The sequence below is a fragment of the Corynebacterium tuberculostearicum genome (assembly GCF_032821615.1).
Lineage (GTDB): Bacteria > Actinomycetota > Actinomycetes > Mycobacteriales > Mycobacteriaceae > Corynebacterium > Corynebacterium tuberculostearicum_H.
Map to the genome: position 1 here is coordinate 110,697 of NZ_JAVBIF010000001.1, position 26,208 is coordinate 136,904.

The 26,208-nt window shown below is 58.5% G+C and carries 23 protein-coding genes; 11 read left to right on the forward strand and 12 right to left on the reverse strand.

The window, feature by feature from the left end; genetic code table 11:
• Positions 1-52 precede the first annotated feature (52 nt).
• Genes RAE09_RS00550 through RAE09_RS00580 form a run of 7 tightly spaced genes read right to left on the reverse strand, consistent with a single transcriptional unit; the run spans position 53 to position 6,325 of the window.
• Entirely contained in the window at positions 53-460 is a 408-nt protein-coding gene (locus tag RAE09_RS00550) for a metal-sulfur cluster assembly factor (protein WP_005324830.1), read from the reverse strand.
• Positions 461-913 carry a Fe-S cluster assembly sulfur transfer protein SufU gene (sufU, locus tag RAE09_RS00555; RefSeq protein ID WP_005324831.1) on the reverse strand — a complete coding sequence of 151 codons (453 nt, stop codon included), beginning with the start codon at positions 911-913 and terminating at the stop codon, positions 461-463.
• Positions 910-2,157, reverse strand: coding sequence for a cysteine desulfurase (locus RAE09_RS00560; protein ID WP_005324833.1), 1,248 nt, complete (start codon positions 2,155-2,157; stop codon positions 910-912). Before RAE09_RS00560 ends, sufU begins: the two co-directional genes overlap by 4 nt.
• Before the next feature lie 45 nt (positions 2,158-2,202).
• Positions 2,203-2,961: a Fe-S cluster assembly ATPase SufC gene (gene sufC, locus RAE09_RS00565; protein ID WP_005324834.1), complete on the reverse strand. Its 759-nt coding sequence runs from the start codon at positions 2,959-2,961 to the stop codon at positions 2,203-2,205.
• Positions 2,962-2,991: 30 nt separating this feature from the next.
• Positions 2,992-4,146 carry a Fe-S cluster assembly protein SufD gene (gene sufD / locus RAE09_RS00570; protein WP_316980693.1) on the reverse strand — a complete coding sequence of 385 codons (1,155 nt, stop codon included), beginning with the start codon at positions 4,144-4,146 and terminating at the stop codon, positions 2,992-2,994.
• A gap of 5 nt (positions 4,147-4,151) precedes the next feature.
• Positions 4,152-5,591, reverse strand: coding sequence for a Fe-S cluster assembly protein SufB (sufB, locus tag RAE09_RS00575; RefSeq protein WP_275431205.1), 1,440 nt, complete (start codon positions 5,589-5,591; stop codon positions 4,152-4,154).
• Complete coding sequence (locus RAE09_RS00580; RefSeq protein WP_005324839.1) at positions 5,588-6,325, reverse strand: helix-turn-helix transcriptional regulator; 738 nt, start codon at positions 6,323-6,325, stop codon at positions 5,588-5,590. Before RAE09_RS00580 ends, sufB begins: the two co-directional genes overlap by 4 nt.
• A gap of 269 nt (positions 6,326-6,594) precedes the next feature.
• Here RAE09_RS00580 and mptB point away from each other — a divergent pair, with 269 nt between their 5' ends.
• The 5 genes from mptB to RAE09_RS00605 all read left to right on the forward strand — a co-directional run bounded on the left by mptB (position 6,595) and on the right by RAE09_RS00605 (position 12,217).
• Positions 6,595-8,319 (forward strand): polyprenol phosphomannose-dependent alpha 1,6 mannosyltransferase MptB, encoded by a 1,725-nt coding sequence (gene mptB, locus RAE09_RS00585; RefSeq protein WP_302257751.1) that lies wholly within the window; start codon positions 6,595-6,597, stop codon positions 8,317-8,319.
• 6 nt (positions 8,320-8,325) lie between these two features.
• Positions 8,326-9,255, forward strand: coding sequence for an ABC transporter ATP-binding protein (locus tag RAE09_RS00590; protein WP_316980694.1), 930 nt, complete (start codon positions 8,326-8,328; stop codon positions 9,253-9,255).
• A gap of 57 nt (positions 9,256-9,312) precedes the next feature.
• Entirely contained in the window at positions 9,313-10,077 is a 765-nt protein-coding gene (locus RAE09_RS00595) for an ABC transporter permease (protein ID WP_200435645.1), read from the forward strand.
• Between the two features lie 69 nt (positions 10,078-10,146).
• The gene (locus RAE09_RS00600; RefSeq protein ID WP_034668402.1) at positions 10,147-11,175 is read left to right on the forward strand and encodes a COX15/CtaA family protein; all 1,029 of its coding nucleotides are present in this window, start codon (positions 10,147-10,149) and stop codon (positions 11,173-11,175) included.
• A gap of 64 nt (positions 11,176-11,239) precedes the next feature.
• Positions 11,240-12,217, forward strand: a complete 978-nt coding sequence (locus tag RAE09_RS00605; RefSeq protein WP_316980695.1) for a quinone oxidoreductase family protein — start codon at positions 11,240-11,242, stop codon at positions 12,215-12,217.
• Between the two features lie 87 nt (positions 12,218-12,304).
• On the opposite strand, the gene RAE09_RS00610 is transcribed toward RAE09_RS00605, so the two are convergent.
• Positions 12,305-13,249, reverse strand: coding sequence for a heme o synthase (locus tag RAE09_RS00610; protein WP_316980696.1), 945 nt, complete (start codon positions 13,247-13,249; stop codon positions 12,305-12,307).
• 348 nt (positions 13,250-13,597) lie between these two features.
• On the opposite strand from RAE09_RS00610, the gene tkt reads away from it, so the two are divergent.
• The 5 genes from tkt to pgl all read left to right on the forward strand — a co-directional run bounded on the left by tkt (position 13,598) and on the right by pgl (position 20,169).
• Positions 13,598-15,670: a transketolase gene (gene tkt, locus RAE09_RS00615; protein WP_316980877.1), complete on the forward strand. Its 2,073-nt coding sequence runs from the start codon at positions 13,598-13,600 to the stop codon at positions 15,668-15,670.
• Positions 15,671-15,697: 27 nt separating this feature from the next.
• Positions 15,698-16,783, forward strand: coding sequence for a transaldolase (gene tal, locus RAE09_RS00620; RefSeq protein ID WP_302257761.1), 1,086 nt, complete (start codon positions 15,698-15,700; stop codon positions 16,781-16,783).
• A gap of 99 nt (positions 16,784-16,882) precedes the next feature.
• Entirely contained in the window at positions 16,883-18,415 is a 1,533-nt protein-coding gene (zwf, locus tag RAE09_RS00625; protein WP_005328410.1) for a glucose-6-phosphate dehydrogenase, read from the forward strand.
• Positions 18,416-18,429: 14 nt separating this feature from the next.
• Positions 18,430-19,365 carry a glucose-6-phosphate dehydrogenase assembly protein OpcA gene (locus tag RAE09_RS00630; protein WP_179386532.1) on the forward strand — a complete coding sequence of 312 codons (936 nt, stop codon included), beginning with the start codon at positions 18,430-18,432 and terminating at the stop codon, positions 19,363-19,365.
• Between the two features lie 42 nt (positions 19,366-19,407).
• The gene (pgl, locus tag RAE09_RS00635; RefSeq protein ID WP_150851356.1) at positions 19,408-20,169 is read left to right on the forward strand and encodes a 6-phosphogluconolactonase; all 762 of its coding nucleotides are present in this window, start codon (positions 19,408-19,410) and stop codon (positions 20,167-20,169) included.
• A gap of 146 nt (positions 20,170-20,315) precedes the next feature.
• Here pgl and secG read toward each other — a convergent pair whose 3' ends face one another.
• The 4 genes from secG to gap all read right to left on the reverse strand — a co-directional run bounded on the left by secG (position 20,316) and on the right by gap (position 23,899).
• Positions 20,316-20,549 (reverse strand): preprotein translocase subunit SecG, encoded by a 234-nt coding sequence (secG, locus tag RAE09_RS00640; protein ID WP_150851357.1) that lies wholly within the window; start codon positions 20,547-20,549, stop codon positions 20,316-20,318.
• 184 nt (positions 20,550-20,733) lie between these two features.
• Positions 20,734-21,516, reverse strand: coding sequence for a triose-phosphate isomerase (gene tpiA, locus RAE09_RS00645; protein WP_302257764.1), 783 nt, complete (start codon positions 21,514-21,516; stop codon positions 20,734-20,736).
• Between the two features lie 39 nt (positions 21,517-21,555).
• Entirely contained in the window at positions 21,556-22,773 is a 1,218-nt protein-coding gene (locus tag RAE09_RS00650) for a phosphoglycerate kinase (RefSeq protein WP_302257767.1), read from the reverse strand.
• Positions 22,774-22,891: 118 nt separating this feature from the next.
• Complete coding sequence (gap, locus tag RAE09_RS00655) at positions 22,892-23,899, reverse strand: type I glyceraldehyde-3-phosphate dehydrogenase (RefSeq protein ID WP_005324862.1); 1,008 nt, start codon at positions 23,897-23,899, stop codon at positions 22,892-22,894.
• A gap of 541 nt (positions 23,900-24,440) precedes the next feature.
• Between gap and RAE09_RS00660 the strand changes: the two genes are divergently transcribed.
• Positions 24,441-26,087, forward strand: a complete 1,647-nt coding sequence (locus tag RAE09_RS00660; protein WP_150850287.1) for an L-lactate permease — start codon at positions 24,441-24,443, stop codon at positions 26,085-26,087.
• Positions 26,088-26,208: the final 121 nt, after the last annotated feature.

The window sequence follows — 26,208 nt, forward strand, 5'->3', positions numbered from 1 at the left end:
CTTCCCGAATCCGAGAAATGCGCTGTTGGGGGCGTGTGATTAATACGCGATTTTAAACCGCGAAACCGAGGGCCTGAAGCTGCTCGCGGCCCTCCTCAGTAATCATCTGCGGGCCCCATGGCGGCATCCATACCCAGTTGATACGGACAGCATCAGCCAGCTTATTGGCCTTGACGATGTCTTCCACCTGCTCTGCAATGACATCGGTCAGCGGGCACGCCGGCGAGGTCAGCGTCATATTGATCATGACGATTTCCTTGCCATTATCCTCTTCAAACCAGAGGTCATAGACAAGACCCAGGTCGACGACGTTAATGCCGAGCTCGGGGTCGATGACATCGCGCATGAATTCGGTGACGTCAAAGGCCTTAGAGATCTGCTCTTCGGTCTGCTCCGGGCGCTCGCCGCTGCCGGAGAATGAAGAGTTCTCGTTCTGATAAGGATCTACGGGTTCCGTCATCTAGTTCTCCACTTCAGTTAGTGCATCGGCGGATGCAGCCTGGAAGGCCTTCCATCCGAGGAGCGCACACTTGACGCGCGCTGGGTACTGGGACACGCCGGCGAAGGCAACGCCGTCACCGATGAGGTCTTCATCGCCCTCTTCTTGGCCACGAGAGGTAATCATCTTTTCAAACTCGGCCAGCTTCTCGTTGGCTTCCGCAAGCGGCAGTCCAACGATCTCTTCAGCCATAACCGAGGTAGAAGCCTGCGAAATGGAGCAGCCTTCCGCGTCATAGGAGACGTCCTCGACGGTCTTGCCGTCGTCCGAAAGGCGCACGCGCAGGGTGAGCTCATCGCCGCAGGACGGGTTCACGTGGTGAACCTCGGCCTGATATGGCTCCCTCAGGCCGGCGTGTTGGGGGTTCTTATAGTGATCCAGGATGACGTCCTGGTACATGGAATCTAGGTTCATGAGGCAACTCCAAAGAATTCGCGGGCAGCCTTGATTGCGTCCACCAGCTTATCTACTTCTTCCTCGGTGTTATATAGGTAGAAGCTAGCGCGGGCGGTGGACTGTGCGCCGCAGGCACGGTGCAGTGGCCACGCACAGTGGTGGCCAACGCGAATGGACACACCGTGGTCATCGAGGACCTGGCCCAAGTCGTGCGGGTGAACGCCTTCCACAGTGAAGGAAATGGCGCCACCGCGATTTTCGGTGGTCTCTGGACCGATGATGCGCAGACCCGGGATTTCCTTGAGCTGGCGCAATGCGCGCTCGGTGAGCTTCTTTTCGTGCGCGTGGATATTGTCCATGCCCACTTCTTCCAAGAACTTCACCGCGGCTCCAAGGCCAACCACCTGGCTGGTCATCTGCGTGCCCGCCTCAAAGCGCGTCGGCGGCTCGGCAAAGGTGGTCTCTTCCATCTTGACGATCTCAATCATGGAGCCACCGGTCAGGAAAGGTGGCAGCTTCTTGAGCAGCTCATCCTTGCCGTACAGCACACCAACGCCGCTGGGGCCACACATCTTGTGGCCGGAAAAGGCCGCGAAATCCACGTCCAAAGCATGGAAATCAACCGCCATGTGTGGCACCGACTGGCAGGCGTCGAGGACAACCATGGCGTCCACCGCGCGAGCACGGCGCACCAGTTCATCCACGTCCGCCACGGCACCCGTGACATTGGATTGGTGAGTAAACGCAACTACCTTGACGGAATCATCGAGCTCGAGCGAATCGAGATCAATACGGCCGTCTTCGGTCATGGAATACCACTTCAACGTAGCGCCGGTGCGAGCACACAGCTCCTGCCACGGCACCAAGTTGGCGTGGTGCTCCAATTCGGTGATGACAACGGTATCGCCCTCGCCCACGTAGAGGTCCCCCGCGCGCTCGTCGCCAAGCACATAGGCAACTTCGTTCAGGGCCTCAGTGGCATTTTTGGTAAAGGCGATCTCGTCGCGGTCCGCGCCCACGAATGCGGCGATAGCTTGGCGCGCGGACTCGTAGGCATCATCGGCCTCTTCTGCCAGTTGATAGGAACCGCGGTGAACAGGGGCGTTCGTGTGCAGCACAAACTCCTCTTCCGCCTTCCATACCGGCAGCGGGCGCTGGGAGGTAGCACCCGAATCCAGATACACCAGTGGCTTATCGCCACGCACCGTGCGCTGGAGAATCGGGAACTGTTCCCTAATTGCGTTTACATCAAATCCAGACATGAATCTTCTTTGGATAGTCGCGGTTGACCGGCCGAGGGTCGGTCCTTACTTGAGGAACTGGTCGTAGCCGTCAGACTCGAGCTGGTCCGCCAATTCAGCGCCACCGGTCTTGATGACGTGGCCGTCAGCGAAGACATGGACGAAGTCCGGCTTCACATAGTTCAGGATGCGCTTGTAGTGGGTAATCATCAAGATGCCACCATTGGTTTCCTTCTGGTAGCTATTGATGCCCTCAGACACGATGCGCAGAGCGTCAACGTCCAGGCCGGAGTCGGTCTCGTCCATGACTGCGAACTTCGGCTTCAGGATATCCAGCTGCATGACCTCGTGGCGCTTCTTCTCACCGCCGGAGAAGCCTTCGTTTACGGAGCGGGAGATGAAGGACTTATCAATCTTCAAGTTCTCGCGGGCCTGGGTAAGCTCCTTGTTCCATTCGCGCAGCTTCGGTGCCTCGCCACGAATGGAGGTGACTGCGGAGCGCATGAACTGAGAGACCTTTACGCCCGGTACTTCAGTTGGGTACTGCATCGCCAGGAAGAGGCCGGCGCGAGCGCGCTCGTCGACGGGCATCTCCAGCAGATTTTCGCCGTCGAGAAGCACCTCGCCCTCGGTGACCTCATACTTTGGGTGGCCGGCGATGGTGTAGGACAAGGTGGACTTGCCGGAACCGTTCGGGCCCATGATGGCGTGGATCTCGCCGGAGTTGATGGTCAGGTTAACGCCCTTGAGGATTTCCTTCGGCTCGCCGCCTTCTTCCGTCGGCAGCACCTGGGCGTGGAGGTTCTTAATTTCCAGAGTAGACATAATGTGTGTGGTTTTCCTTCTATGAAAGATTTAGGCGGAGATCTTTTCCAGTTCTTCGGAAATGCGGTTTTCCAATTCCTCGGACAGGGACTGCACCGGGATGCGGTGGATGACCTCATTGAAGAAGCCACGGATGATGAGGCGGCGGGCTTCAGCCTCTGGAATGCCGCGAGACATCAGGTAGAACAACTCGATGTCATCGAAGCGACCAACGGTGGCCGCGTGGCCTGCACCGGTAATTTCACCGGTCTCAATCTCCAGGTTAGGGATTGCGTCCGCGCGAGCGCCCTCAGTCAGGATCAGGTTGTTGTTGGTCTCGTAGGTATCGGTGCCCTGTGCATTGGAGCGGATAAGGACATCGCCTACCCAGCAGGTGCGGGCCTCATTGTCCTTGGTGCCCTGCAGTGCGCCCTTATAAAGGACGTGGGAGCGGCAATTAGGGACGGAGTGATCCACCAACATGCGGTTTTCAAAGTACTGGCCTTCATCAGCGAAGTAGACGCCCAGCAGCTCTGCGTCGCCGCCTTGCTCGGTGAAGTTCACGCGAGGCACGATGCGTACCACCTCGCCGCCAAAGATGGCGGAGTTGTGGCGCAGCACAGAATCGCGGCCGAGCAGTGCCACGTGGTTAGACAGGTGTACGGCATCGTCTTCCCAATCAACGTCAACGACGACGGTCAGGTGAGCGCCATCGCCCACGATGAACTCGACGTTATCTGCGTGGGTGCCAGAGCCGACGTACTTCAGGATGACGGTGGCTTCCGCGTGGTGGCCTACCTCGATGGAGGTAGCGCCAAAGGAAGTTACGCCCTCGCCCTTGCCGGTGTAGGTAATGACCACGGGCTCTTCCACCTGAGCCTCAGCGTCAATGGTGACAACCTGGCCCTCAGGCATAGAAGTCCACGCCTGTGCCGCGACGCGGTCAGACGGGGTACCAACGCGGCCCAAGCGCTCGTCATCGCGAGCGACGGTCTCGGAGCTTACGCCTGGATGTTCGCTCACGGTGACGTCCTGTGCCACTGCCTCAGCGAACTCGCCATTGTGGAGTCCACGGAGCTTGCGCAGGGAGACAAAGCGCCACACCTCATCGCGGCCGTGCGGCACCGGGAAGTCCTCCACGTTGGTGGAGGTAAAGACGTCACCCTTGGTGATCTTATCCGGATTGAATTCGTTCGAAGCGACCATTTTCTTTAGCCGACCGATCCTTCCATTTGCAGTTCGATGAGGCGGTTGAGCTCGAGGGCGTACTCCATCGGCAGCTCCTTAGCAATCGGCTCAACGAAGCCACGCACGATCATCGCCATTGCTTCTTCTTCCGCAATACCGCGGGACATCAGGTAGAACAGCTGCTCCTCAGAAACCTGGGAAACGGTTGCCTCATGGCCCAGCGTGACGTGGTCATTGCGGATGTCGTTATACGGGTATGTATCCGAACGCGAGATATTGTCCACCAGCAACGCGTCGCACTCGACGTTAGAGGTGGAATGGTGCGCGTTCTGATTAACCTGCACCAAGCCGCGGTACGCGGCGCGGCCGCCGGCACGGGCAACCGACTTGGACACGATATTGGAAGAAGTGTGCGGGGCCATGTGAGTCATCTTGGCGCCCGTGTCCTGGAACTGGTTCTCACCAGCAAAAGCAACGGAAAGAACCTCACCCTTGGCGTAAGGACCGGTCATCCATACGGCTGGGTACTTCATGGTGACCTTGGAGCCGATGTTGCCGTCGACCCATTCCATGGTGCCGCCTTCTTCTACCTTGGTGCGCTTGGTCACCAAGTTGTAGACGTTGCTGGACCAGTTCTGAATGGTGGTGTAGCGGCAGCGGCCGCCCTTCTTCACGATGATCTCTACTACCGCGGAGTGCAGGGAATCAGACTTGTAGATAGGAGCGGTACAGCCCTCGACGTAGTGAACATAAGCGTCCTCGTCGACGATGATGAGGGTGCGCTCAAACTGGCCCATGTTTTCCGTGTTGATGCGGAAGTAAGCCTGCAGCGGAATATCTACATGCACGCCCTTGGGCACGTAGATAAAGGAACCACCGGACCACACTGCGGAGTTCAGCGCGGAGAACTTATTGTCACCGGCTGGGATAACGGTGCCGAAGTATTCCTTGAAAAGCTCAGGGTAGTCGCGCAACGCGGTGTCAGTATCGACGAAGATGACACCCTGGCTTTCCAGGTCCTCACGGATCTGGTGGTAGACAACCTCAGACTCGTACTGGGCGGCCACACCGGCAACGAGGCGCTGCTTCTCAGCCTCTGGAATGCCCAACTTATCGTAGGTGGCCTTGATATCGTCAGGGAGTTCGTCCCAGGTCTGGGCCTGCTCCTCAGTGGACTTCACGTAGTACTTAATCTGGTCGAAGTCGATGCCAGACAAATCCGCACCCCAGGTGGGAACGGGCTTCTTATCAAAGATGTTCAGTGCCTTCAGGCGCTGGTTAAGCATCCATTCCGGCTCGCCCTTCTTGGCGGAAATATCGCGAACTACATCTTCGTTCAAGCCGCGGCGAGCAGAAGCACCAGCCGCGTCCGAGTCGTGCCAGCCGTACTCATATGCACCAATGGAATCAATGATTTCATCATCGGTCATCTTGTTCTCGGGTGCCGATTGTGCCTGGGTCATGACTCGCTCCTTTCAGTATTTGTATTAACGGGTGTCAAGGGGATGTTTGTGGTACAGATCCCGTGGCCTCCGGCGATGGAGGCCAAAGGCTGTACGTGTTTGCCTAATAGAGCAGAAAAGACTTCTTGTTCCGCCTCACACAGCTCTGGGTGCTCGGCCGCCACATGGGAGACCGGACAATGATGCTGACAGATTTGCACTCCCTGACCAGCGCGGTCCACCGTGGCGGCATACCCGTGCTCGTCCAAGACCTCGGCCAGCTTACGGGCCACATCCTCTACAGATTCGCCCTCTTCTACGAGGGGGCGCACATCTGCAACGAGTCGCTCGAAGCGGACCTTAGCAAAGCGCTTAACGGCCTCAGACCCGCCGACGTCGCGAAGCGCCGTCAAGGCATCAGAGGCCAAATCATCGTAGGCGTGGCCGAATTGCGCTCGGCCACGATCGGTGAGGCGGAAATGTTTGGCTGGTCGCCCGCGACCAGAGCCGCTACCCGCTGAACCGCGGGTAACTGGGCGGCGGCGCACAACCTCCGTCAATTCCTCTTCCACCAAATTGTCTAAGTGCCGGCGGATTCCGGCAGCAGAAAGGCCAAGGCGTTCACCCAAGTGGGAAGCGGTAACGGGCCCGTCCTTCAGCAGCAACAGCATCACTTGCCGGCGGGTATCGCCATCCGTAGTGCGGGATTCCTTAGCCGCCTTGTGCGTAGTTTCTACGCGCTGAGGTGTGCTCATGCCGGGACCTCCCTTCGTGCTTCGCTCACTTACAGCCGCCCTGCAGCCGGCTCCCGTAATTCCGAGAGTCGCGCCGCAGTCCAACTGCGCCTCCTTTATTAGACAACACTAGTGTTCCTTAATTCATTCCGGAATGCCACCATTGGCCTTTCTTCGGCGTGGCACGGGGGTGGCTAACTCCCCTCATCGCCACAACTGGCGGTGCTGCGCGCGTTAAAAGGGCGGGCCTGCTGGGGTTGGGGCGGAGGATTCGCGTAAGGTCTTAACCCATGACAGGCAAATTCCGCGGCTTCCTTTCCGGCGTCAAGGCCGAGCTGCCGCAGCTGGGCACCGCTGGTTCTCGGTCTGCGCGACTACACGCCGAGGACACCGGAGCCGCGGAGCCTGATTCTCGTTTTGATTTTGTCCCCGCCAAAGAAGATGGCCTAAAGCGCACCACCACCGCACAGTGGCGGACATTTTTTATCCTGCGCTGGGTGGGCACAGTTGGATCCCTGCTTATCGCCTTCGGCGCGTTGGGCGCCGGTGCCCTCCCAGTAGTGGGAAACCCTTATGACAACGTGCCTTTTGGCTCCCTCATGTCCCGCATGCTGCAGACCTCTTCTGCCATAGTCATGGTGGGAGTAGGGCTGTTGGTGGCCGCCTGGGTGTTCCTTGCCCCTTTTGTGGGCACTCCGCTGCGCCAACCCCAGGAAGGTTCGCTCACCCCAACGCGCGCCCGCCGGCTCGTGACCACCCACCAACTGTGGCGCACGTGGGCCGGCTGGGTCATCCCGCTGATTTTTACCGCCCCGCTCTTTACCCAGGACATCTACTCCTACTTGGCCAACGGTTCCATCGTGATGCAAGGCATGGATCCCTATTCTGCAGGACCGGTGCAATTGCTTGGCGCGGGTGATGAGCTCGCCCGATCCGTACCGTTTATCTGGGCCAACTCCCCCTCCCCTTATGGCCCCGTAGCACTCGGGCTCGCTGGAGTGGTGAGCGCAGTTACCTCTAATTCCATCCTCTTGGGAGTAATCGCCCACCGGCTCTTATCCATCGCCGGCATCATGGTTGCTGGGTGGGCAATCAGCTGTCTCGCGCGGCGCTGCCGGGTATCTCCAGAATCTGCCCTGTGGCTCGGCATTCTCAACCCACTGACCATCTTGCACCTGGTGGGCGGAATCCATAATGAATCCATCATGCTGGGCCTGCTCTTGGTGGGTATGGAGCTGGGCCTGCGGGGCGTCGACAAGCTAGAAAAGTCCACGCGCAGCGCCTACCTAGCACTCATTGCTTCTGGAGTTTTCCTGTCCTGCGCCGGAATGGTCAAGGTTACCGGCTTTATCGGGCTGGGCTTTGTAGGGATGGCATATGCCCGCCACCTGATAGACAAGGAGCGTGCATCACGCTGGAAGGCCTTGGCCTACGCCATTGCTCTGCAGCTAGTCATTTTAATTGCAACCATCGCCCTTATTAGCGCCCTGACCGGCATTGGCCTGGGGTGGATCACAGGACAAGGCGGGGCGGCCTCCATCCGCTCGTGGCTTTCTACCTCCACCGCCGTAGGCGTGGGTACCGGCTTTATCGGAATGCTACTGGGCCTAGGTGACCACACCGAAGCTATTCTCACCGTAACCCGTACCTTTGGTGTGCTGGTGGCAGTAGCTTTCATGGCCCGCATGCTCTTTGCAACGTTGCGCGGCCGCATCCACCCTGTGGGAGGACTCGGCACCGCCTCCTTAGTGCTGGTTATCTTCTTTCCCGTGGTCCATCCGTGGTACATCCTGTGGGCGGTACTGCCTTTGGCTGCATGGGCCAACCGGCTTATCTTCCGGTTCTGCGTCGTGGCTTATTCGGCAGCTATGAGCTTCTTTGTGCTGCCACGCGGGCTCGGGTTACCGCCCAGCACCATCATCGTCATCTATGTGTCGGCAGCCTGCACTTTCGCAGTCATCGCCACCCTGTGGTGGGTTGCAGTGCGGCGCAGCGGAATCCGTGTCCTAAACTAATCCCACGTGAATTCCATTTCAGCCGATCGCCCAGCCCTCACCGTGGACAACGTGGTGAAAAAATATGGCTCCACCACCGCCGTTAATGGTCTAAGCCTTAGCGTTGCCACAGGTGAGGTCTTTTGCCTCCTTGGCCCTAATGGCGCCGGAAAGTCCACGACGATTGAGATGTCAGAGGGTTTTATCCACCCCACCAGCGGCACGATCGACGTCCTCGGGCTAGACCCGAGTTCCGCACCGGACAAGGTGCGCGAAAAGGTCGGCATCATGTTGCAGGGTGGTGGTTCCTACTCCGGCATCCGTGTTCTGGAAATGCTAGAACTTTCCGCGAGCTACAGTGCCCATCCCCTCTCCCCGCATTGGCTACTGGAAACGCTCGGGCTGGAAGGAGTAGCCCGCACCCCCTATCGCAGACTCTCCGGCGGGCAGCAGCAACGGCTTTCCCTCGCCCTAGCAATCATCGGTCGGCCCGAGCTAGTTTTCCTCGATGAGCCCACCGCTGGCATGGATGCACAATCCCGTTTGGCGGTCTGGGACCTTGTTCGAGCCCTAAGGCACGATGGCGTCACCATTGTTCTTACCACCCACCTCATGGATGAAGCGGAGTCACTAGCGGACCGAGTGGCCATCATGGATCATGGCGAGCTCGTAGCCCACGGCACCCCCGCGGAACTTACCGCGCAGTCAGACTCGGCAGGCCTTAGTTTCAGCACCGATATCGACGTTGACGTGAAGGCTTTAGCCAAGGCTGGCATTCAAGCAACCAAATCCCGGCCGCTGCATTACCGCTTGACCCAGGCCGGCACGCCCGAGACGATTGCCGCGCTGAGCGCCGAACTTGCCCGCCAAGGAGTCCTGCTGCGGCGCTTAGACGCAGCCCACCGCAACTTGGAGGAGGTCTTCCTTGACCTTACCGGCCGCCATTTGCGCAGCTAGCTGCGCCCTCCGCCAAGATCGAATTCAGTCAACCGCGTTGCGGAAAGAAGCCACCACATGAGCACTACCTTTAACACTGGAACCTTTACCCCGGCCCCTAAACGGGCCAGCGCCGGCGCCATGTTGCTTGCGCAAGGAAAGATGGAAGCAAAACTCATGCTGCGCCACGGCGAGCAGCAATTGCTCAGCGTCATCATTCCGCTGGCCCTGCTCATAGGCGCGGCCCACCTGGAGTCGCTCACCGGACATGGCTTGCACGAGGTATTTCCCATGGTACTTGCAGTAGCGGCCACCTCCGCAGGCTTTACCGGTCAGGCCATTTCACTTGCCTTTGACCGGCGCTACGGGGCCCTTAAACGCACTGGCGCGTCCGGCGTGCCGGCTTGGGCCATTATTGGCGGCAAGATCCTCGGCGTACTCACCATGGTGGTATTCCAAATCCTCGTCCTGGGTATAGCGGCCTATATTCTGGGCCTCCGCATCAGCCTGGGCGGGGTGCTGCTCATGATTCTTTCGCTATTTTTTGGCGTTGCGGCTTTTACCGCCATGGGGCTGTTGCTCGGCGGCACCCTCAGTTCTGAGGTAGTGCTCGCGCTGGCCAACCTCATCTGGTTTCTGCTCCTCGGCGTAGTCGGCTGGACCCTCTACTCCCAGGGCCTTGGCGATAATGGCATCCTCAACGCGGTGCCGACCGTCGCCCTAGCAGGCGCGCTTACCGACGCCTCTAATTCCACCTTTCCCGGCCTCGAGCTCCTATCCTTGTTGGCGTGGCTAGCGGTGGCGTCGTTCGCTGCGGTCCGTTGGTTCCGCTTCGATGGCTAAATGTGACTTTTGTCCGGTTCCTTTCGAAACGAGAGGAATTTTTATGCCCAAAATCTCCCGACTAGTAGGATGCAATGCGTGAATTACTGGACGAAGATCAAGCGCTTCTTTAAGGAAGCCGCCCCTACACTGCAACAGCAGCGCCTCATCGCGCTCATCCTCCTCTTGTGCCAGGGTGGCATCACCGTGTCTGGTTCCATTGTCCGCGTGACCGGCTCGGGATTGGGCTGTCCCACCTGGCCGGAATGCCAACCAGGCTCCCTTGTCCCTATGGAAGGCGCCGCGCCTGCTCTCCACCAGGCCATCGAGTTTGGTAACCGCCTGCTTACTTTCGTCGTATCCGCAGCGGCAGTCGCCGCTGTCATTGCTATGCGTATGGCGCGTCGCCGCGCAGAGCTCAAGGTGTACGCATGGCTCAACGTCGCCGGCATCGTCCTGCAGGCGGTCATTGGCGGCATTTCTGTCCATCTGGACCTTCGCTGGTGGTCCGTGGCTCTGCACTTCCTGCCTTCCATGCTCTTGGTATGGCTGGCGGCAATGCTTTATTCCCGCATTCTGGAACCCGATGACGGGACGCCGCGCGCTCGCTTCCCTCAGGCGATCCGCCTCCTTGCAGCGGTCGCTACCGTTGCCCTGAGCATTGTGCTCATCACCGGCACGATGGTTACCGGTTCGGGCGTTCACTCTGGCGATTCCGGGGTGGGAATGGAAGGCCGCCTGCAGGTAGATACCGAAGCCATGGCCGTCACCCACGCCATGTGCATGTACGTCTACCTGACGCTAACGGTTGTTACCGTCTTCCTGCTTTACAAGAACCGGGCGCCACAAGATGCCAAGAAGGCTGGCTGGGTCCTCGTTGTATGCATCCTCATTCAGTGGGCAGTAGGCGTTTACCAGTTCTACATGAGCATTCCGCGCTGGACTGTCCCTTTCCACATTGCGCTCTCCTCCTTCGTCACCGCGTATACCGCCCTGCTGTGGGCGCACGGTGTACGCCGCACCGACGGCACCGCAGATCTCATCACCGGCTCTCCCAGCGGCGATGAAAAGTACGCCGCGCGCCAAGCCTCTCTCGAACGGGAGCGCGCGAACGCTTAACCCATAACGCTCACGGCCGGCCGAGGTACTGCACTCGGCCGGCTTTTTGCGCTAGCCTGGCTATATGCACGCAATTCAGGTCACAGAAACCGGCGGACCAGAAGTACTTCGCTATACCGAAGTACCCGCCCCCACCCCTAATGACGACGAGGTTTTGGTGGACGTCATCATGGCTGGCGTCAACTACATCGATACCTATTATCGTGAGGGTATCTATAACGCGGCCACCCCGTTCATTCCCGGATTCGAAGGCACCGGACGCGTAGTCCACGACCCCAAGGGGGAAATTGCCGAGGGCACGATGGTGGCCTGGAACCAGGCTTTTGGCTCCTACGCCGAGCAGGTCTGCGTCCCACGCGAGGGACTAGTGGCGGTCCCGGATGATTTCCAGCCAGAAGTCGCTGCTTCCATGCTGCTGCAAGGCATTACCGCACACTACTTGGCGCATGGCGTTTATCAACTGGGTGAAGGCGCTTCCTGCCTGATTACCGCCGGCGCCGGCGGTGTCGGCCAGATCCTCACCCAAATGGCATCGTCGCTCGGCGCTACCGTCTATACGGTGGTCTCCACGGACGAAAAGGAAGAACTCTCCTACGCAGCCGGTGCGGATAAGGTATTCCGTTATGGCGATGGACTCGCCGAGCAGGTCCGCCGCTACAACGGCGATAAGGGGGTCGACGTGGTTTATGACGGCGTCGGCAAGGCGACCTTCCACGAGTCACTCGAAGCGGTGCGCCCCCGTGGCACCGTCGCGCTCTTCGGCGCCGCCTCTGGTCCGGTTGAACCTATCGACCCCCAACTGCTGAACAAGCATGGGTCCATCTTCCTTACCCGGCCTTCCCTCGGCGCATGGACAGCCCAAGAAGGCGAGTTCCAAATGCGTGCCCAGGCGGTCGTTCAAGCTGTTATCGACGGCGATCTGAGCTTCAACGTCACGGCCTCCTACCCACTGGAAGATGCCGCTGCGGCCCACCGCGATCTCCAGGAGCGCAAGACTACCGGTTCGATCGTGCTGCGCGTCCAAGCTGGCGATAAAGCCTAAACCCACCCACAAACACCAAAAGCGCAGGAAAGCATTTGCCTTGCCTTCCCGCGCTTTCTGGTTCCTATCCTAGGTATTTGGACACAGTTAAAATAACGTGGCCGACCAGCCGAGCATCCGGCCTAGTGGCTCCCAGCCCAATACTGCGTCGATGGACAACCCGATAAAGAGCACCGACAGATAGTTATTTGAGTAAATGAACAGGCGCATCGGCTTAACCTTGGCGCCGTTCTTGACTCCTTTATGCAGGCGGATAGCCATCCACAGGAATACCGCTCCGGAGGCAAGCGCTGCGACCAAGTAGATCCACGAGGCAGCGGGGACGATAAGTAGGGTCACGATAACCGTGCCCACGGTATACCACACGATCTGTCGAGTGACTTCCTTCTCATCAGCCACTACGGGCAGCATCGGCACGCCGGCCTTGCGGTAGTCTTCCTTGTACTTCATGGCCAGCGCCCACGTGTGTGGCGGAGTCCAGAAGAAGATGATGAGGAAGAGCACGATTGCCTGCCACCAGCGGTCAGGCTCTCCAGCAGGAGCGTTATCCCGGATAACCGCCCAGCCGACCATCGCCGGCATGCAGCCTGCCAAACCGCCCCAGACGATATTTTGGGCATTGCGCATCTTCAAAAACTTGGTGTAGACGAAGACGTAGAAGAAGTTCGTCAAAACCACGAAGAAGGCCGCCAGCCAGGAATGGGCAAGGACGCCCAACCACAGCACGGAGATGATGAGCATTACCCAGGCAAAAATTGCTGCATTACGCTTGGCAATCTTGGCCCTTACCAGCGGTCGGGCCCTCGTGCGCTGCATTTTTTGATCCAGCTCGTAGTCCACGACGTTATTAAACGTGTGGGCAGCGGCAGCGCCCATCCAACCGCCGAAAATGGTCGACACGATAAGCCAGATATTGTCTGAAACGGCCTCCACGCCGCGTTGCGCTTGGAGCATCGCCGGGATTGCGGCCACGAGGAGGAGTTCAATGATCCTCGGTTTCGTTAGCGCAAAATAGGCCTTGATGGTCTCCAAGGGATTCCTCCACTATCTGAACGTTGGTGAACTGTGCCCCGCGCACTTACTGCGCGCGGTCACCCCTAGCGGTCGCACATGCCCGTGAAAAAGTTCCAGTTCTCTCACTCACAGTTTTCGGCGCCGGGGCGAAAGACTACAGACCTATGGCCGCTAGATTCAGTGCGCGCTCTAGCGCCTACGCGCACTCCACTTAGCCATGCCAGCATACCGTTTATGCCTAGCTTTCTATAATTGCGCACCGCCGGTTAAAAAATTACTAGACTGAATAAAGTTAAGTACTTTTTGCCTAGACGTAAGCGAGGCTTTCCAGTGTCGAAAGATAAGTTGTCCCCAGAACTCCAAACTATGGTCGAGCGCCGTTACCCGGAGGATTGGTCGGAGTTTGACACCCGCGCCGTCGACACCGTGCGAGTACTAGCCGCAGATGCTGTACAAAAATGCGGTTCCGGCCACCCAGGCACGGCAATGTCCCTCGCTCCCCTCGCCTACACCTTGTATCAGCGCGTCATTAACCATGATCCCGCCGATGTGCACTGGGCCGGCCGCGACCGGTTTGTTCTTTCGGTTGGTCACTCCTCCCTCACCCAGTACATCCAGCTCTACCTGGGCGGCTTTGGCTTGGAGATGGACGACCTCAAGCAGCTGCGCACATGGGGATCGCGCACGCCCGGCCACCCTGAGGTGCACCACACCGATGGCGTGGAAATCACCACCGGACCCCTTGGCCAAGGCCTTGCTTCCTCCGTGGGCATGGCCATGGCCGCACGGAAGGAGCGCGGCCTTTTCGATCCTAAGGCACCGGCCGGCGAGTCTCCTTTCGACCACTACGTCTACACCATCGCTTCCGATGGTGACCTGCAGGAGGGCGTTACCGCTGAGGCTTCTTCCCTGGCGGGTACGCAAAAGCTCGGCAACTTGATTGTCTTCTGGGACGATAACCGCATCTCTATTGAGGACGATACGAATATTGCTTTCAACGAAAACGTGGTCGCCCGCTACGAGGCCTACGGCTGGCACGTCCAAACGGTCGAATCCGGCGAAGACGTCGTAGCCATTGAGGAGGCGGTCAAGGCCGCACAGGCAGAGACCGAGCGCCCGTCCTTCATCCGCGTGAAGACCGTCATCGGCTACCCGGCCCCGAATAAGATGAATACCGGCGGCGTTCATGGCGCTGCACTGGGCGATGACGAAGTTGCTGCCACCAAGGAGGTCTTGGGCTTCGATCCGGAGCGCAGCTTCCACATCGACGACGAGGTCATCGCACACACCCGCAAGCTGCGCGAGCGCGGCGCCGAGAAGCACGCCGCGTGGCAGAAGAAGTTCGACGAATGGGCTGCAGCTAATCCGGAGAACAAGGCACTCTTTGACCGCATGCAGGCGCGCGAATTGCCGCAAGATTTCGACGCTGAATTGCCGGTGTGGGAACCGGGTGAGTCCTTGGCCACCCGCAAGGCTTCTGAGGCCACCATCCAAGCCTTGGCCGCTTCCCTTCCTGAGATGTGGGGTGGCTCTGCTGACCTTGCCGGTTCCAATAACACCGTGATTAAGGGCGCGGACTCCTTCGGCCCCGCAGCCATTACCACCGATATGTGGTCGGCTCAGCCGTATGGCCGCAACCTCCACTTCGGCATTCGCGAGCACGCGATGTCTGCGATCATGAACGGTATTGCTCTGCACGGCAATACCCGCGTTTACGGCGGCACCTTCCTTATTTTCTCCGAGTACCAGTACCCGGCTGTCCGCCTGGGCTCGTTGATGTCTACCGATACCTACTATGTCTGGACCCACGACTCCATCGGCTTGGGCGAGGATGGCCCAACCCACCAGCCGGTAGAGACCCTTTCTGCCCTTCGCGCAATCCCGAACCTGTCCGTTATTCGCCCGGCCGATGCCAACGAAACCGCTCAGGCTTGGGCCGCAGCGCTCGAGTACAAGGCCGCACCAAAGGGCCTGGCACTGAGCCGCCAGGGACTGCCGGTACTGGAAGGCACCAAGGAAAAGGCACATGATGGCGTGCGCCGCGGCGCTTATGTTCTGGTGGAAGAGTCCAAGGAAACGCCAGACGTGATCCTCCTCGCTACCGGTTCTGAGGTGCAGCTTGCCGTCGCCGCCGCTAAAGAACTGGAGGCCGCTGGAACAGCCGCCCGCGTTGTCTCCGCACCGTGCCTTGAGTGGTTTGATGAGCAGGATGACGCATACCGCGAATCCGTGCTGCCTAGCGAAGTACAGGCCCGCGTGTCCATCGAAGCCGGCATCGCTATGCCGTGGCACAAGTACACCGGTTCTTTCGGCCGGACCATTTCCATCGAGCACTACGGCGCCTCTGCTCCTGCGGGCGAACTCTTTGAGAAATTTGGCTTCACCACTGCAGCGATTGTTGAAGCGGCGCAGGAATCGCTCGCTGCCGCGCAGAAGTAAACCTCCAGGACTGGATAAGGAGTAATCATGAACCACATTTCCGAACTTGCCCAGCTGGGAACCTCAACCTGGCTCGATGACCTTTCTCGCGAGCGCCTAGTCTCGGGCAATCTCAAGGAGATAATTTCCGCTAAGTCCATCGTGGGAGTTACCACCAACCCGGCGATCTTCGCCGCGGCGATGACCAACGGCACCGCCTACGACGCCGAGCTTTCCACGTTGAAGGAGACCAAGGCCACCGCCGATGAAGCGGTGTACGCATTGGCCATCGAGGACGTAAAGAATGCCTGCGACCTCTTTGCGGATATCTACTCCTCTACTAACGGCGCAGATGGCCGCGTGTCCATCGAGGTCGACCCACGCATTTCTGATGACGCGACAGCCACCCTTGAACAGGCGCGTGAGCTGTGGTCCAAGGTTGATCGTCCCAACGTGATGATTAAGATTCCGGCCACGACCGGCTCCCTTCCGGCCATCAAAGATGCCCTGGCGGAGGGAATCAGCGTCAACGTCACCCTTATTTTCTCCGTGGATCGCTACCGCGATGTCATAGAGGCTTTCCGGACCGGACTCAAGCGTGCCGCCGAAGCAGGCAAGGACGTCTCCACCATTCACTCCGTGGCTTCCTTCTTTGTTTCCCGTTTGGATACCGAAGTAGATAAGCGTTTGGAAGCCATTGGCAGCGAGATTGCTCTGGCACTGCGGGGTAAGGCGGGCGTCGCCAATGCACAGCGCGCCTATGCCCTCTTCCAGGACGCCTTGCTTAACGACGCCGATTTGCCCGAGGGAGCCCACCTCCAGCGTCCACTGTGGGCATCTACTGGTGTAAAGAATCCGGAGTACCCAGCCACTTTGTACGTATCGGAGCTGGCTGGCCCGCATACGGTCAACACCATGCCGGAAAAGACCATCGATGCGGTTCTCTCCGAGGGTAACCTCCACGGCGATGCCCTGTCTGATAGCCGCGAGGCCGCAGAAGGCGTCTTTGCCCAGCTAGAAGAGGTCGGCATTGATTTCGATGATGTCTTTGCAGTGCTGGAGCGCGAGGGCGTAGATAAGTTTGTCGCCGCGTGGGAGGAACTGCTTGCTTCCATTGAGGAGCGACTCGCGTAAACTAGCCGTGTGACTTGTGCCCCGCCGAGAATTCGGCGGGGCATTCTGCCGCTAGAATATTAGCGAGCTTAAAGCCCATAAACTCAGGAAGGATTCTTCGTGACCGACTCAGCCGCTTGGGTCAACCCCTTGCGCAATGCCAGCGACAAGCGATTGCCGCGAATCGCAGGACCCGCGGGCATGGTCATCTTCGGCGTTACCGGTGACCTGGCATATAAAAAGCTACTGCCCGCAATCTACGACCTAGCAAGCCGTGGACTCCTACCCGCTGGCTTTACCCTTGTGGGTTATGGTCGCCGTGACTGGGACAAGGTCGCATTCTGTGACTACGTTCGCTCAGCCGTCATCGCTGGCTCACGTACCGAGTTCAATGAAGATGTCTGGCAGCATCTATCCCAGGGCATCGAATTTGTGCAAGGCTCTTTCGACGATGCTGGATTCGATCGCCTCTCGGCGCGTTTGGGCGAGCTAGATCGCGAGCGCGGCACCGGCAGCAACTGGGCATACTACCTTTCGGTTCCACCGGAATTCTTCTCCAATATCTGCCACCAGCTGGAGCGGGTGGGCATGGCCAACTCCGTCGAGGACTCTTGGCGCCGAGTAATCATTGAAAAGCCTTTCGGCCACGATCAAGAGTCTGCCCGCAAGCTCAATGAGATTGTCAACGCCGTCTTTCCCGAGTCCGCGGTGTTCCGCATTGACCATTATTTGGGCAAGGAGACGGTGCAAAACATCATGGCTTTGCGCTTTGCCAATCAAATTTTTGAGCCCATGTGGAACGCCCACTACATCGATCACGTCCAAATCACCATGGCCGAAGATATTGGCTTGGGCGGCCGCGCTGGCTATTATGACGGCATCGGTGCGGCTCGCGACGTCATCCAGAACCACCTGCTGCAGCTTTTGGCTCTGGTTGCGATGGAAGAACCCTCCTCCTTCGAGCCTGAGGCCCTGCAGGCAGAAAAGGTCAAGGTGCTGCGCGCTACCCACGCCGTGCACCCACTCAATAAAACAACTGCTCGCGGCCAGTACTCCGCCGGCTGGCAAGGCTCCGAGTTTGTCAAGGGCTTGCGCGAAGAAGAAGGCTTCGATCCGGAGTCCACGACGGAGACCTATGCAGCCTGCACCTTGGAAGTAAACTCCCGCCGCTGGGGAGGAGTACCCTTCTACCTGCGCACGGGCAAGCGCTTGGGCCGCCGCGTGACCGAGATTGCGCTGGTGTTCAAGGCAGCGCCAAATCAACCATTCGTTGACGGCCAGACCGATGCGCTGGGCCGAAACGCAGTGGTTATCCGCGTACAACCGGATGAAGGTGTCACCATGCGCTTTGGTTCCAAGGTGCCCGGCTCCACCATGGAGGTCCGCGACGTCAATATGGACTTTGCTTATGCCGAGGCCTTTACCGAGGAATCTCCGGAAGCATACGAGCGCTTGATTTTGGATGCCCTCCTCGATGAGTCCTCGCTCTTCCCCACTAACGAAGAGGTAGAACTTTCCTGGTCGATTTTGGATCCCATCATCGATTACTGGGCCGAAGCAGGCCAGCCGGAGGAATACCGTGCTGGCACGTGGGGCCCGGAATCCGCCGATAGAATGTTGCGCCGCCGGGGCCACTCCTGGCGCCGCCCATAGGAGGGACGCAGACAATGATTATTCCATTGCCCAACACCACTACGCGTGAAATCTCCAAAAAGCTAGTAGAGGCCCAGGAGCATTACACCCTTACTACCGGCCGAGTACTCACCCTAATCGTGGCTGCCCGCGAGGACGATGATCTGGAAAACATCCTGGCCTCCGTGCGTGATGCCTCCCACGAGCACCCGTCGCGCGTTCTGGTCGTCGTGACGGGCGACCCGCAGGCAGATACCCACCTGGACGCGCAGCTGCGCGTGGGCGGTGAAGCGGGTGCTTCTGAGATGGTCATCATGAAGTTGCACGGCGCTTTGGCAAACCAGGACGAGGCAGTCGTTACTCCACTGCTGCTTCCCGATACCCCCTTGGTCGCCTGGTGGCCTACCTTGTGCCCGCCCGACCCAGCTTCCAGCTCGGTGGGCAAGCTGGCTCAACGCCGCATTACCAACGTTGCCCATGACGGACGCGTCACTGGCGAAGATCTGCGCACATTATCCGCCGGCTACACGCCGGGCGATTCTGATATGTCCTGGGCCGCCATCACTTTGTGGCGCGGCGTCGTGGCCTCCGCATTGGACCGCCATCCTCACGAGCCCGTGCAGTCCGTCGAGGTAGCGGGACCTGCGGGCCACCCAGCTCCAGACTTCGCGGCCGGATGGCTCCTCGATCGTTTGGCAGTGCCCGTCCACCGCACTGTCACCGACTCTCAGGAGCCGCACTTCCCAGTGACCCACTTGCGGTTTAATCGGGAAACGAGCCACGTCGACGTTGATGTCATCGACGAGCGCACGGTGCGTGTGTGCGTTCCAGGTTCTCCGGATTCCTTGGTGAGCCTTAGCAAGCGCTCCCAAGCTGAGGTTCTCTCTGAAGAATTGCGCCATCTGGATGCCGATAAGACTTATGCGCAAGCACTCCGTGCGCTCGCGCAAGTAGACTACAGTAAGCAGTAAAACGGCTTAACTCTGATTCTTTGCAAAGGATAGCGATACCTCATGGTAACTCTTCACCGCGTAAGCGATGTGGATGACCTTATCTCCCAGGCCGCGCTGAAATTCGTGGATACCGTAGCGCGTATCCAGGCCGCCGGTGGCGGGCTCCACCACGATGGGGTCGCGCGAGTTGTCCTAACCGGCGGTGGCGCTGGAATTGGCGTTCTTCACGAACTAGCTCGTTTGGATTTCGCGGCACAGCAGCAAGGCGAGAATTTTCCAGCCCAGCGCATCGATTGGTCGCGCGTTCACGTCTTTTTCGGCGACGAGCGTAATGTGCCCGTCTCTGACGCAGATTCTAATGAGGGTCAAGCACGCAGTGCCCTGCTCAATCACGTAGATATTCCGGATCAGAATATTCACGGTTTTGATCTGGGCGCGGTGTCCATGGAAGCCGCAGCGAGTGCGTATGAGCCAGAGCTAAAGGAATTCGCCCCGAACGGATTCGACCTGCATCTGCTGGGCATGGGCGAAGAGGGCCATATCAATTCCTTGTTCCCCCATTCTGAGGCGGTTCGGGAACAAGAAGAGCTAGCTGTTCCCGTCCATGACTCTCCCAAGCCGCCGAGCGAGCGCATTACCCTTACTCTTCCCGCGGTAAACAAGTCTGCTCGTATTTGGCTTCTTGTTGCAGGCGAGGCCAAGGCGGAAGCTGCCAAGCATGTCGTTGAAGGCGCTGAAGCCGAAGAATGGCCGGCTGCAGGCGTGCACGGTAAGGAGGAGACCATCCTCTTCCTTGCCGATGACGCTGCCTCCGAGCTCTAGGCACGGCTGCCTAACGCGCAGCCGAGCTGAACTTGTGGCTCGGCGCCACACAAAAAGCGCCGGTACCGCTTCCCCACCTCCAGTTCCCACAGGGAACCAAGAGGTTGGAAGCCGATACCGGCGCTTTCGCTATTCCAGCTGATAGCTTAAGCGAATGCCTGGATGAGGTTAAGGCCTACGATGCACGCAAGCCAGATAATTACCATGATCACGGTGTAACGGTCCAGGTTCTTTTCCACGACGGTCGAGCCGGAAAGGTTCGACTGCACGCCGCCGCCGAAGAGGCTGGACAGGCCGCCACCTTTGCCTTTGTGCAGCAGCACAAAGATGGACATCAAAATAGCTGCGATGACCAAGATGATTTCCAGTGCCAAGACCATGAGGATATTCCTTAGTTCTAACGTGCGCCCTGTGGGTAACTCTCGCCACCCGCTAGCGCGGAATCGTACTTTTAGGCTTCGCGTACAGCAAAGCAATCACACCGGCCCACTGTACACGATGGCGCGGGCTGGAACCATTCCAACCCGCGCCTTTGCGCAAACCTGTGACAGGTGATAACTCCTGTTAGTTCAGGGCATTAGCTGCGTTGGCCGCCAACTTGGCAAACTCCTCGCCGACCAAGGAGGCACCACCGATAAGGCCGCCGTCGACGTCAGGCTTGCTGACGATCTCTGCAACGGAATCAACCTTGACGGAACCACCGTAGAGAATGCGGATACCTGCAGCAACGTCCTCGCCTGCGAGCTCCTTTACGAGCTCACGGATGGCGGCGCAGACTTCCTGGGCATCGTCTGCGGAGGCAACTTTGCCGGTGCCAATCGCCCAAACTGGCTCGTAGGCGATAACAGTCTTGGCAAGCTGGTCTGCGCTCAGGCCAGCCAAAGAATTGCGGGTCTGGTTAACCACGTAGTCCACGTGGGTACCGGCCTCGCGTACAGCCAGCGGCTCGCCCACGCACACGATGGGGCTGATGCCATTGTCCAATGCTGCGGCTGCCTTTTCTGCAACAAGCTTATCGGTCTCGCCGTGGTACTGACGGCGCTCCGAATGGCCCACGACCACCCAGCTGCAGCCGAGCTTGGCCAGCATCTTGCCAGATACTTCACCAGTGAATGCGCCGGACTCGTGCTTAGAGATGTCCTGCGCACCGTAGGTGACCTGCAGCTTGTCGCCCTCTACCAACGTTTGGACAGTGCGGATATCAGTAAACGGGACCATGTAGGCCACGTCGACCTTCTCGTAGTAGTCCTTTGGCAGGGAGAAGGCGAACTTTTGAACGGAGCCGATGGCCTCGACGTGGTCAAGGTTCATCTTCCAGTTACCTGCAATAAGTGGGGTGCGTGCCATGAATTTTTCCTCTCTTTATGGCAAGTTGATCAGGCAGTTTTAGGCTTCCAGGACAGATACGCCCGGAAGCTCCTTGCCCTCGAGGTACTCGAGGGAGGCGCCGCCGCCGGTGGAGATATGGCTGAAGCCGTCCTCGTCCAAGCCCAGCATACGCACGGAGGCAGCGGAGTCGCCGCCACCGACGACGGAGAAGGAACCGTTGTTTGCGGTGGCGTCGATAATAGCCTGCGCTACACCACCAGTGCCCTTGGAGAAAGCTTCCATTTCGAATACGCCCATCGGGCCATTCCAGAAGACGGTCTTGGAAGAAGCAAGAACTTCTGCAAATTTTTCCACGGACTTTGGCCCAATATCCAGGGACATCCAGCCCTCTGGGATGCTATCGAGCTCGACCACCTGGGTCTCTGCATCCGCCGCGAACTTGCTTGCAGCAATCAGATCAACCGGAAGCACCAGCTTGTCACCAAAGCGCTCGAGCAGGTCCTTGCAGTTTTCGATCTGATCTTCTTGCAGCAGGGACTCTTGCACGTTGTAGCCCTTGGCAGCCAGCAGGGTGTAGCACATGCCGCCACCAATGATGACCTTGTCTGCCTTGCCGGCCAGTGCTTCAATCACGCCGAGCTTATCCGAAACCTTAGCGCCGCCGAGCACAACCACGTACGGGTGCTCCGGCTCCTTAGCTACGGTGGACAAAACCGACAGTTCCTTTTCTACGAGCTTGCCTGCGTAAGCCGGCAGGCGCTTAGCGACGTCATACACAGATGCCTGCGCACGGTGGACAACGCCAAAGCCATCGGAAACAAAAGCGCCGTTATCGGCTGCCAGAGCAACGAGCTCGTCAGCGAACTGGCCGCGCTCAGCCTCGTCCTTGGAGGTCTCACGGGGGTCGAAGCGGACGTTTTCTACCAACATCACGTCGCCATCGTTGAGGCCGTTGGCACGCTCATGCGCGTCTTCTCCGGTGACATCGCCGGCTAGGGCAACGTACTGGCCAAGTGCCTCAGACAGCGCTTCAGCTACTGGCGACAAAGAGAATTTAGCGTTTACCTCACCCTTTGGACGACCCAGGTGTGCGGAAAGAATGACCTTTGCGCCGCCCTCTACCAGTGCCTTGATGGTCGGAAGAGAAGCGTTGATGCGTCCGGGATCGGTAATGTTTCCTTCTTCATCGAGTGGAACATTGAAGTCAGAGCGGACGAGGACGTGGCGGGATTCGACGCCCTCCTTGAGGAGATCGTCAAGAGTCTGGAAAGCCATTATTTACTCCTTAATTAATTCGGACGGGTTAAAAGGCTATAGATATAAGAATACCGGCCGCGACGCAGTGCCGTTGAGACTTGCATCGAGGCCGGATCCTCATTGCTAGAGCTCTAGTTTAGAGCTTGTCTGCCACCAGGTTGGTCAGGCGAACGAGCTGGGAAGTGTAGCCCCACTCGTTGTCGTACCAGCCCAGAACCTTGACCAAGTTGCCGTTGGAAACCTTGGTCATGCCGGAGTCGAAGATGCAGCCGTGCGGGGAGGTAACAATGTCGGTGGAAACCAGTGGATCCTCGGTGTATGCGAGGGTGTCCTTGAGCTCGCCCTCAGCAGCTTCCTTCAGGGCAGCGTTGATTTCCTCAGCAGTGACGTCGCGGGAAGCGGTGAAGGTGAGGTCGGTAGCGGAGCCGGTGATAACCGGGACGCGCATTGCGTAGCCATCCAGCTTGCCGTCCAGCTCAGGCAGAACCAGGGAAACGGCCTTAGCAGCACCAGTGGAGGTAGGCACCATGTTTACTGCAGCGGCACGGGCGCGGCGCGGATCCTTGTGTGGAGCGTCCTGGATGCGCTGGTCGCCGGTGTAAGCGTGAACGGTGGTCATCAGGCCCTTTTCGATGCCGAACTCGTCATTGAGAACCTTTGCCATCGGTGCCAGGCAGTTAGTGGTGCAGGATGCTGCGGAGATGACGTTGTGGTTTGCCGGATCATAGGTGTCAGAGTTGACGCCGTAGACGAAGGTTGCGTCTACTTCCTTACCCGGAGCGGAGATAATGACCTTCTTGGCGCCAGCTTCGAGGTGAGCCTTGGCGTCGTTGCCGTTGGTGAAGCGGCCGGTGGACTCGATGACGAGGTCTACGTTGTACTCGCCCCACTTGAGCTGCTTCGGGTCCTTCTCGGCGGTTACCACGATGCGGTGACCGTTAACGGTGATGGACTCATCGTCGTGGGTAATTTCGCCATCGAAGCGGCCCAGTACGGAGTCGTACTTCAGCAGGTTAGCCAGCGTGCCGTTGTCGGTCAGGTCGTTTACTGCAACAACTTCGAGGTCGTTGTCACCCTGAGCGACTGCACGGAAAAAGTTACGGCCGATGCGGCCAAAGCCATTGATACCTACGCGGATAGTCACTGTATTTCTCCTCAAAGAGTCGAGTAATTGTGTGTACGGGTATGTGCGCGGGTCTTTCGATGAAGTCTGTGTTTGAGAAGCGCCCGAGCGTTTTCCCTTACATCGCCGATACTACCGAGCGTTTTTGGTCAGCGCAGACTCCCAGCGGCCTTAAGAACTAGTAGATGACAGACTTTCCAAAATCGCGTACACTCTTTCCGATCCTTTTTATTTCCCACATACAAATCCGCTGGATAAGCCCGAACCCGTGGGTTTGTGTTGTGTTTACCCCGTAAACGTGAGATATATCACTTACATACTTTAGGGGTTGTGCCCGCCTCTGTCCGATCGGACATTTCGCAGCACTGCTACTGACGCCTAATAAGACGACCGTATTGTTTCCGCGACACCCACAGCACGATATGCTTTCTTTACTCACTGGCTCACAAAGCGTTTAAGGCAACCCTGCCTGCTCTAGCGCCACCGTTGGTCACCGTGAGAATGCTTTCAGGTGCCCGTAATCTCCTACGGGCAAGACCACCGTAGAAATCAAGGACTTCTCTTGTTCGAAATAAATACCTCTGCTGTGGGTGACAGCCTCGGGCTTACCGCCCTGGTGGCGATTCTCCCGCTCATTGCATTCTTTATCATGCTGCTAGGCGTAAAGGCACGCGCGCATACTTCTGGCGCCGTTGCCCTGGCAGTATCCCTCATTATTGCCATCGCCGGCTTCTCCATGCCGGTAGATATGGCTTTGTCCTCTGCCGTACGCGGCGGGCTGTTCGGGCTCCTGCCCATTGTCTGGGTCATCATTACTGCAATCTGGTTCTATGAAATCACCGTAGCTTCCGGGCGCTTCGAGGACCTGCGCAAGACCTTTGACCTTTTGGGTGACGGCGATATTCGCATCCAGGCTATCCTCATCGCCTTCTGTTTTGGCGGTTTGTTGGAGGCCCTCGCCGGTTTTGGTGCCCCCGTAGCCATTACCGCGACCATGGTCATGGCGCTCGGTGTGAAGCCACTGCGCGCGGCTACAGTAGTTCTGATTGCTAATACCGCTCCGGTTGCTTTTGGCGCGGTTGGCATCCCCGTAACCACTGCTGGCGAGGTAGCCGGTCGCAGCGCCGAGCAAACCCACGACATCGCAGCACTTATCTCCTTGCAGGTGCTGCTCATCGCCGCCATCGTGCCATTCCTCATCGCCTTCATCTTGGATGGCTTCCGCGGTGTCAAGGAAACTGCCCCGGCTGCTGCCGTGATTGGCATTTCCTTCGCGTTGGCTCAGTGGTTGACCGCGACTTTCTTTGCGTACCAGCTCACCAACGTCATCGCCTGCATCGTCTCTTTGGGCTGTGCTTTCGCCTTCCTCCGGGTATGGAAGCCGAAGGGCGTCAAGGAGTTGCGCGAGCGTCTCGAGCTGCCTGCCGCTGAGTCCACCACCGACCTCAACGGACGCCGTATCTGGATGGCGCTGCTTCCCTACGCCGTAGTGACCGTGGTCTTTGCCGTGGCCACCGCCGCCCCAGCCATCTTCGGATTCCTCAAGCTCCACTTTGCGTGGCCTTTGCTTGATGACGCGATTGTCGACGCCGACGGCAAGCTCATGGATACCAGCTTCAGCTTCAATGTCTTTGGCAATCCAGGTACGCTCCTGCTACTCTCGGGCATTATTGTTGCGGTTGTCTACCACTACTTCAATGAAAATGGCCGCTACAGCCTAAGCTTTGGGCAGCCAGTAAGCGCCTTTGGGGACGTAGTCAGCCGCATGAAGTTCTCGGCTCTTACCATCATCCTGGTGCTGGCCTTGGCCTATACGATGAACTACTCCGGCCAGACTATTGCTATTGGTGAGTTCGTCTCTTCTGCCGGCAGCATCTTTGCGCTCTTCGCCCCAGTCCTGGGCTGGATTGGTACCGCGGTTACTGGCTCCGATACGTCTGCTAATGCCCTCTTTGCCAACCTGCAGGTTGCAGCGGCAGAGCGAATCAGCGTGAATCCTGACCTCATGCTCGCGGCCAATACCGCAGGCGGCGTTGTGGGCAAGATGATCTCCCCGCAGTCCCTTGCAATTGCGGCTACCGCCATCAATATGGAGGGCAAGGAATCAGTCATCCTGAAGAACGTAGTGGGCTACTCCGTGGCCTTCCTTGCGTTTGTCTGCGTCATCGTATTCCTGATGACCAACGTCCTAGGATTCCTCGTGCCCTAGTTCTTTAACGCTTCTGGCTAACCGGTTGCGCACCTGCTAGCCGGGAAGGCACTAAAAATCTCCCCGCAGCTGCGCCTACCACTTTGGTATCCGCACTGCGGGGAGTTCTTTTAATGTAGGT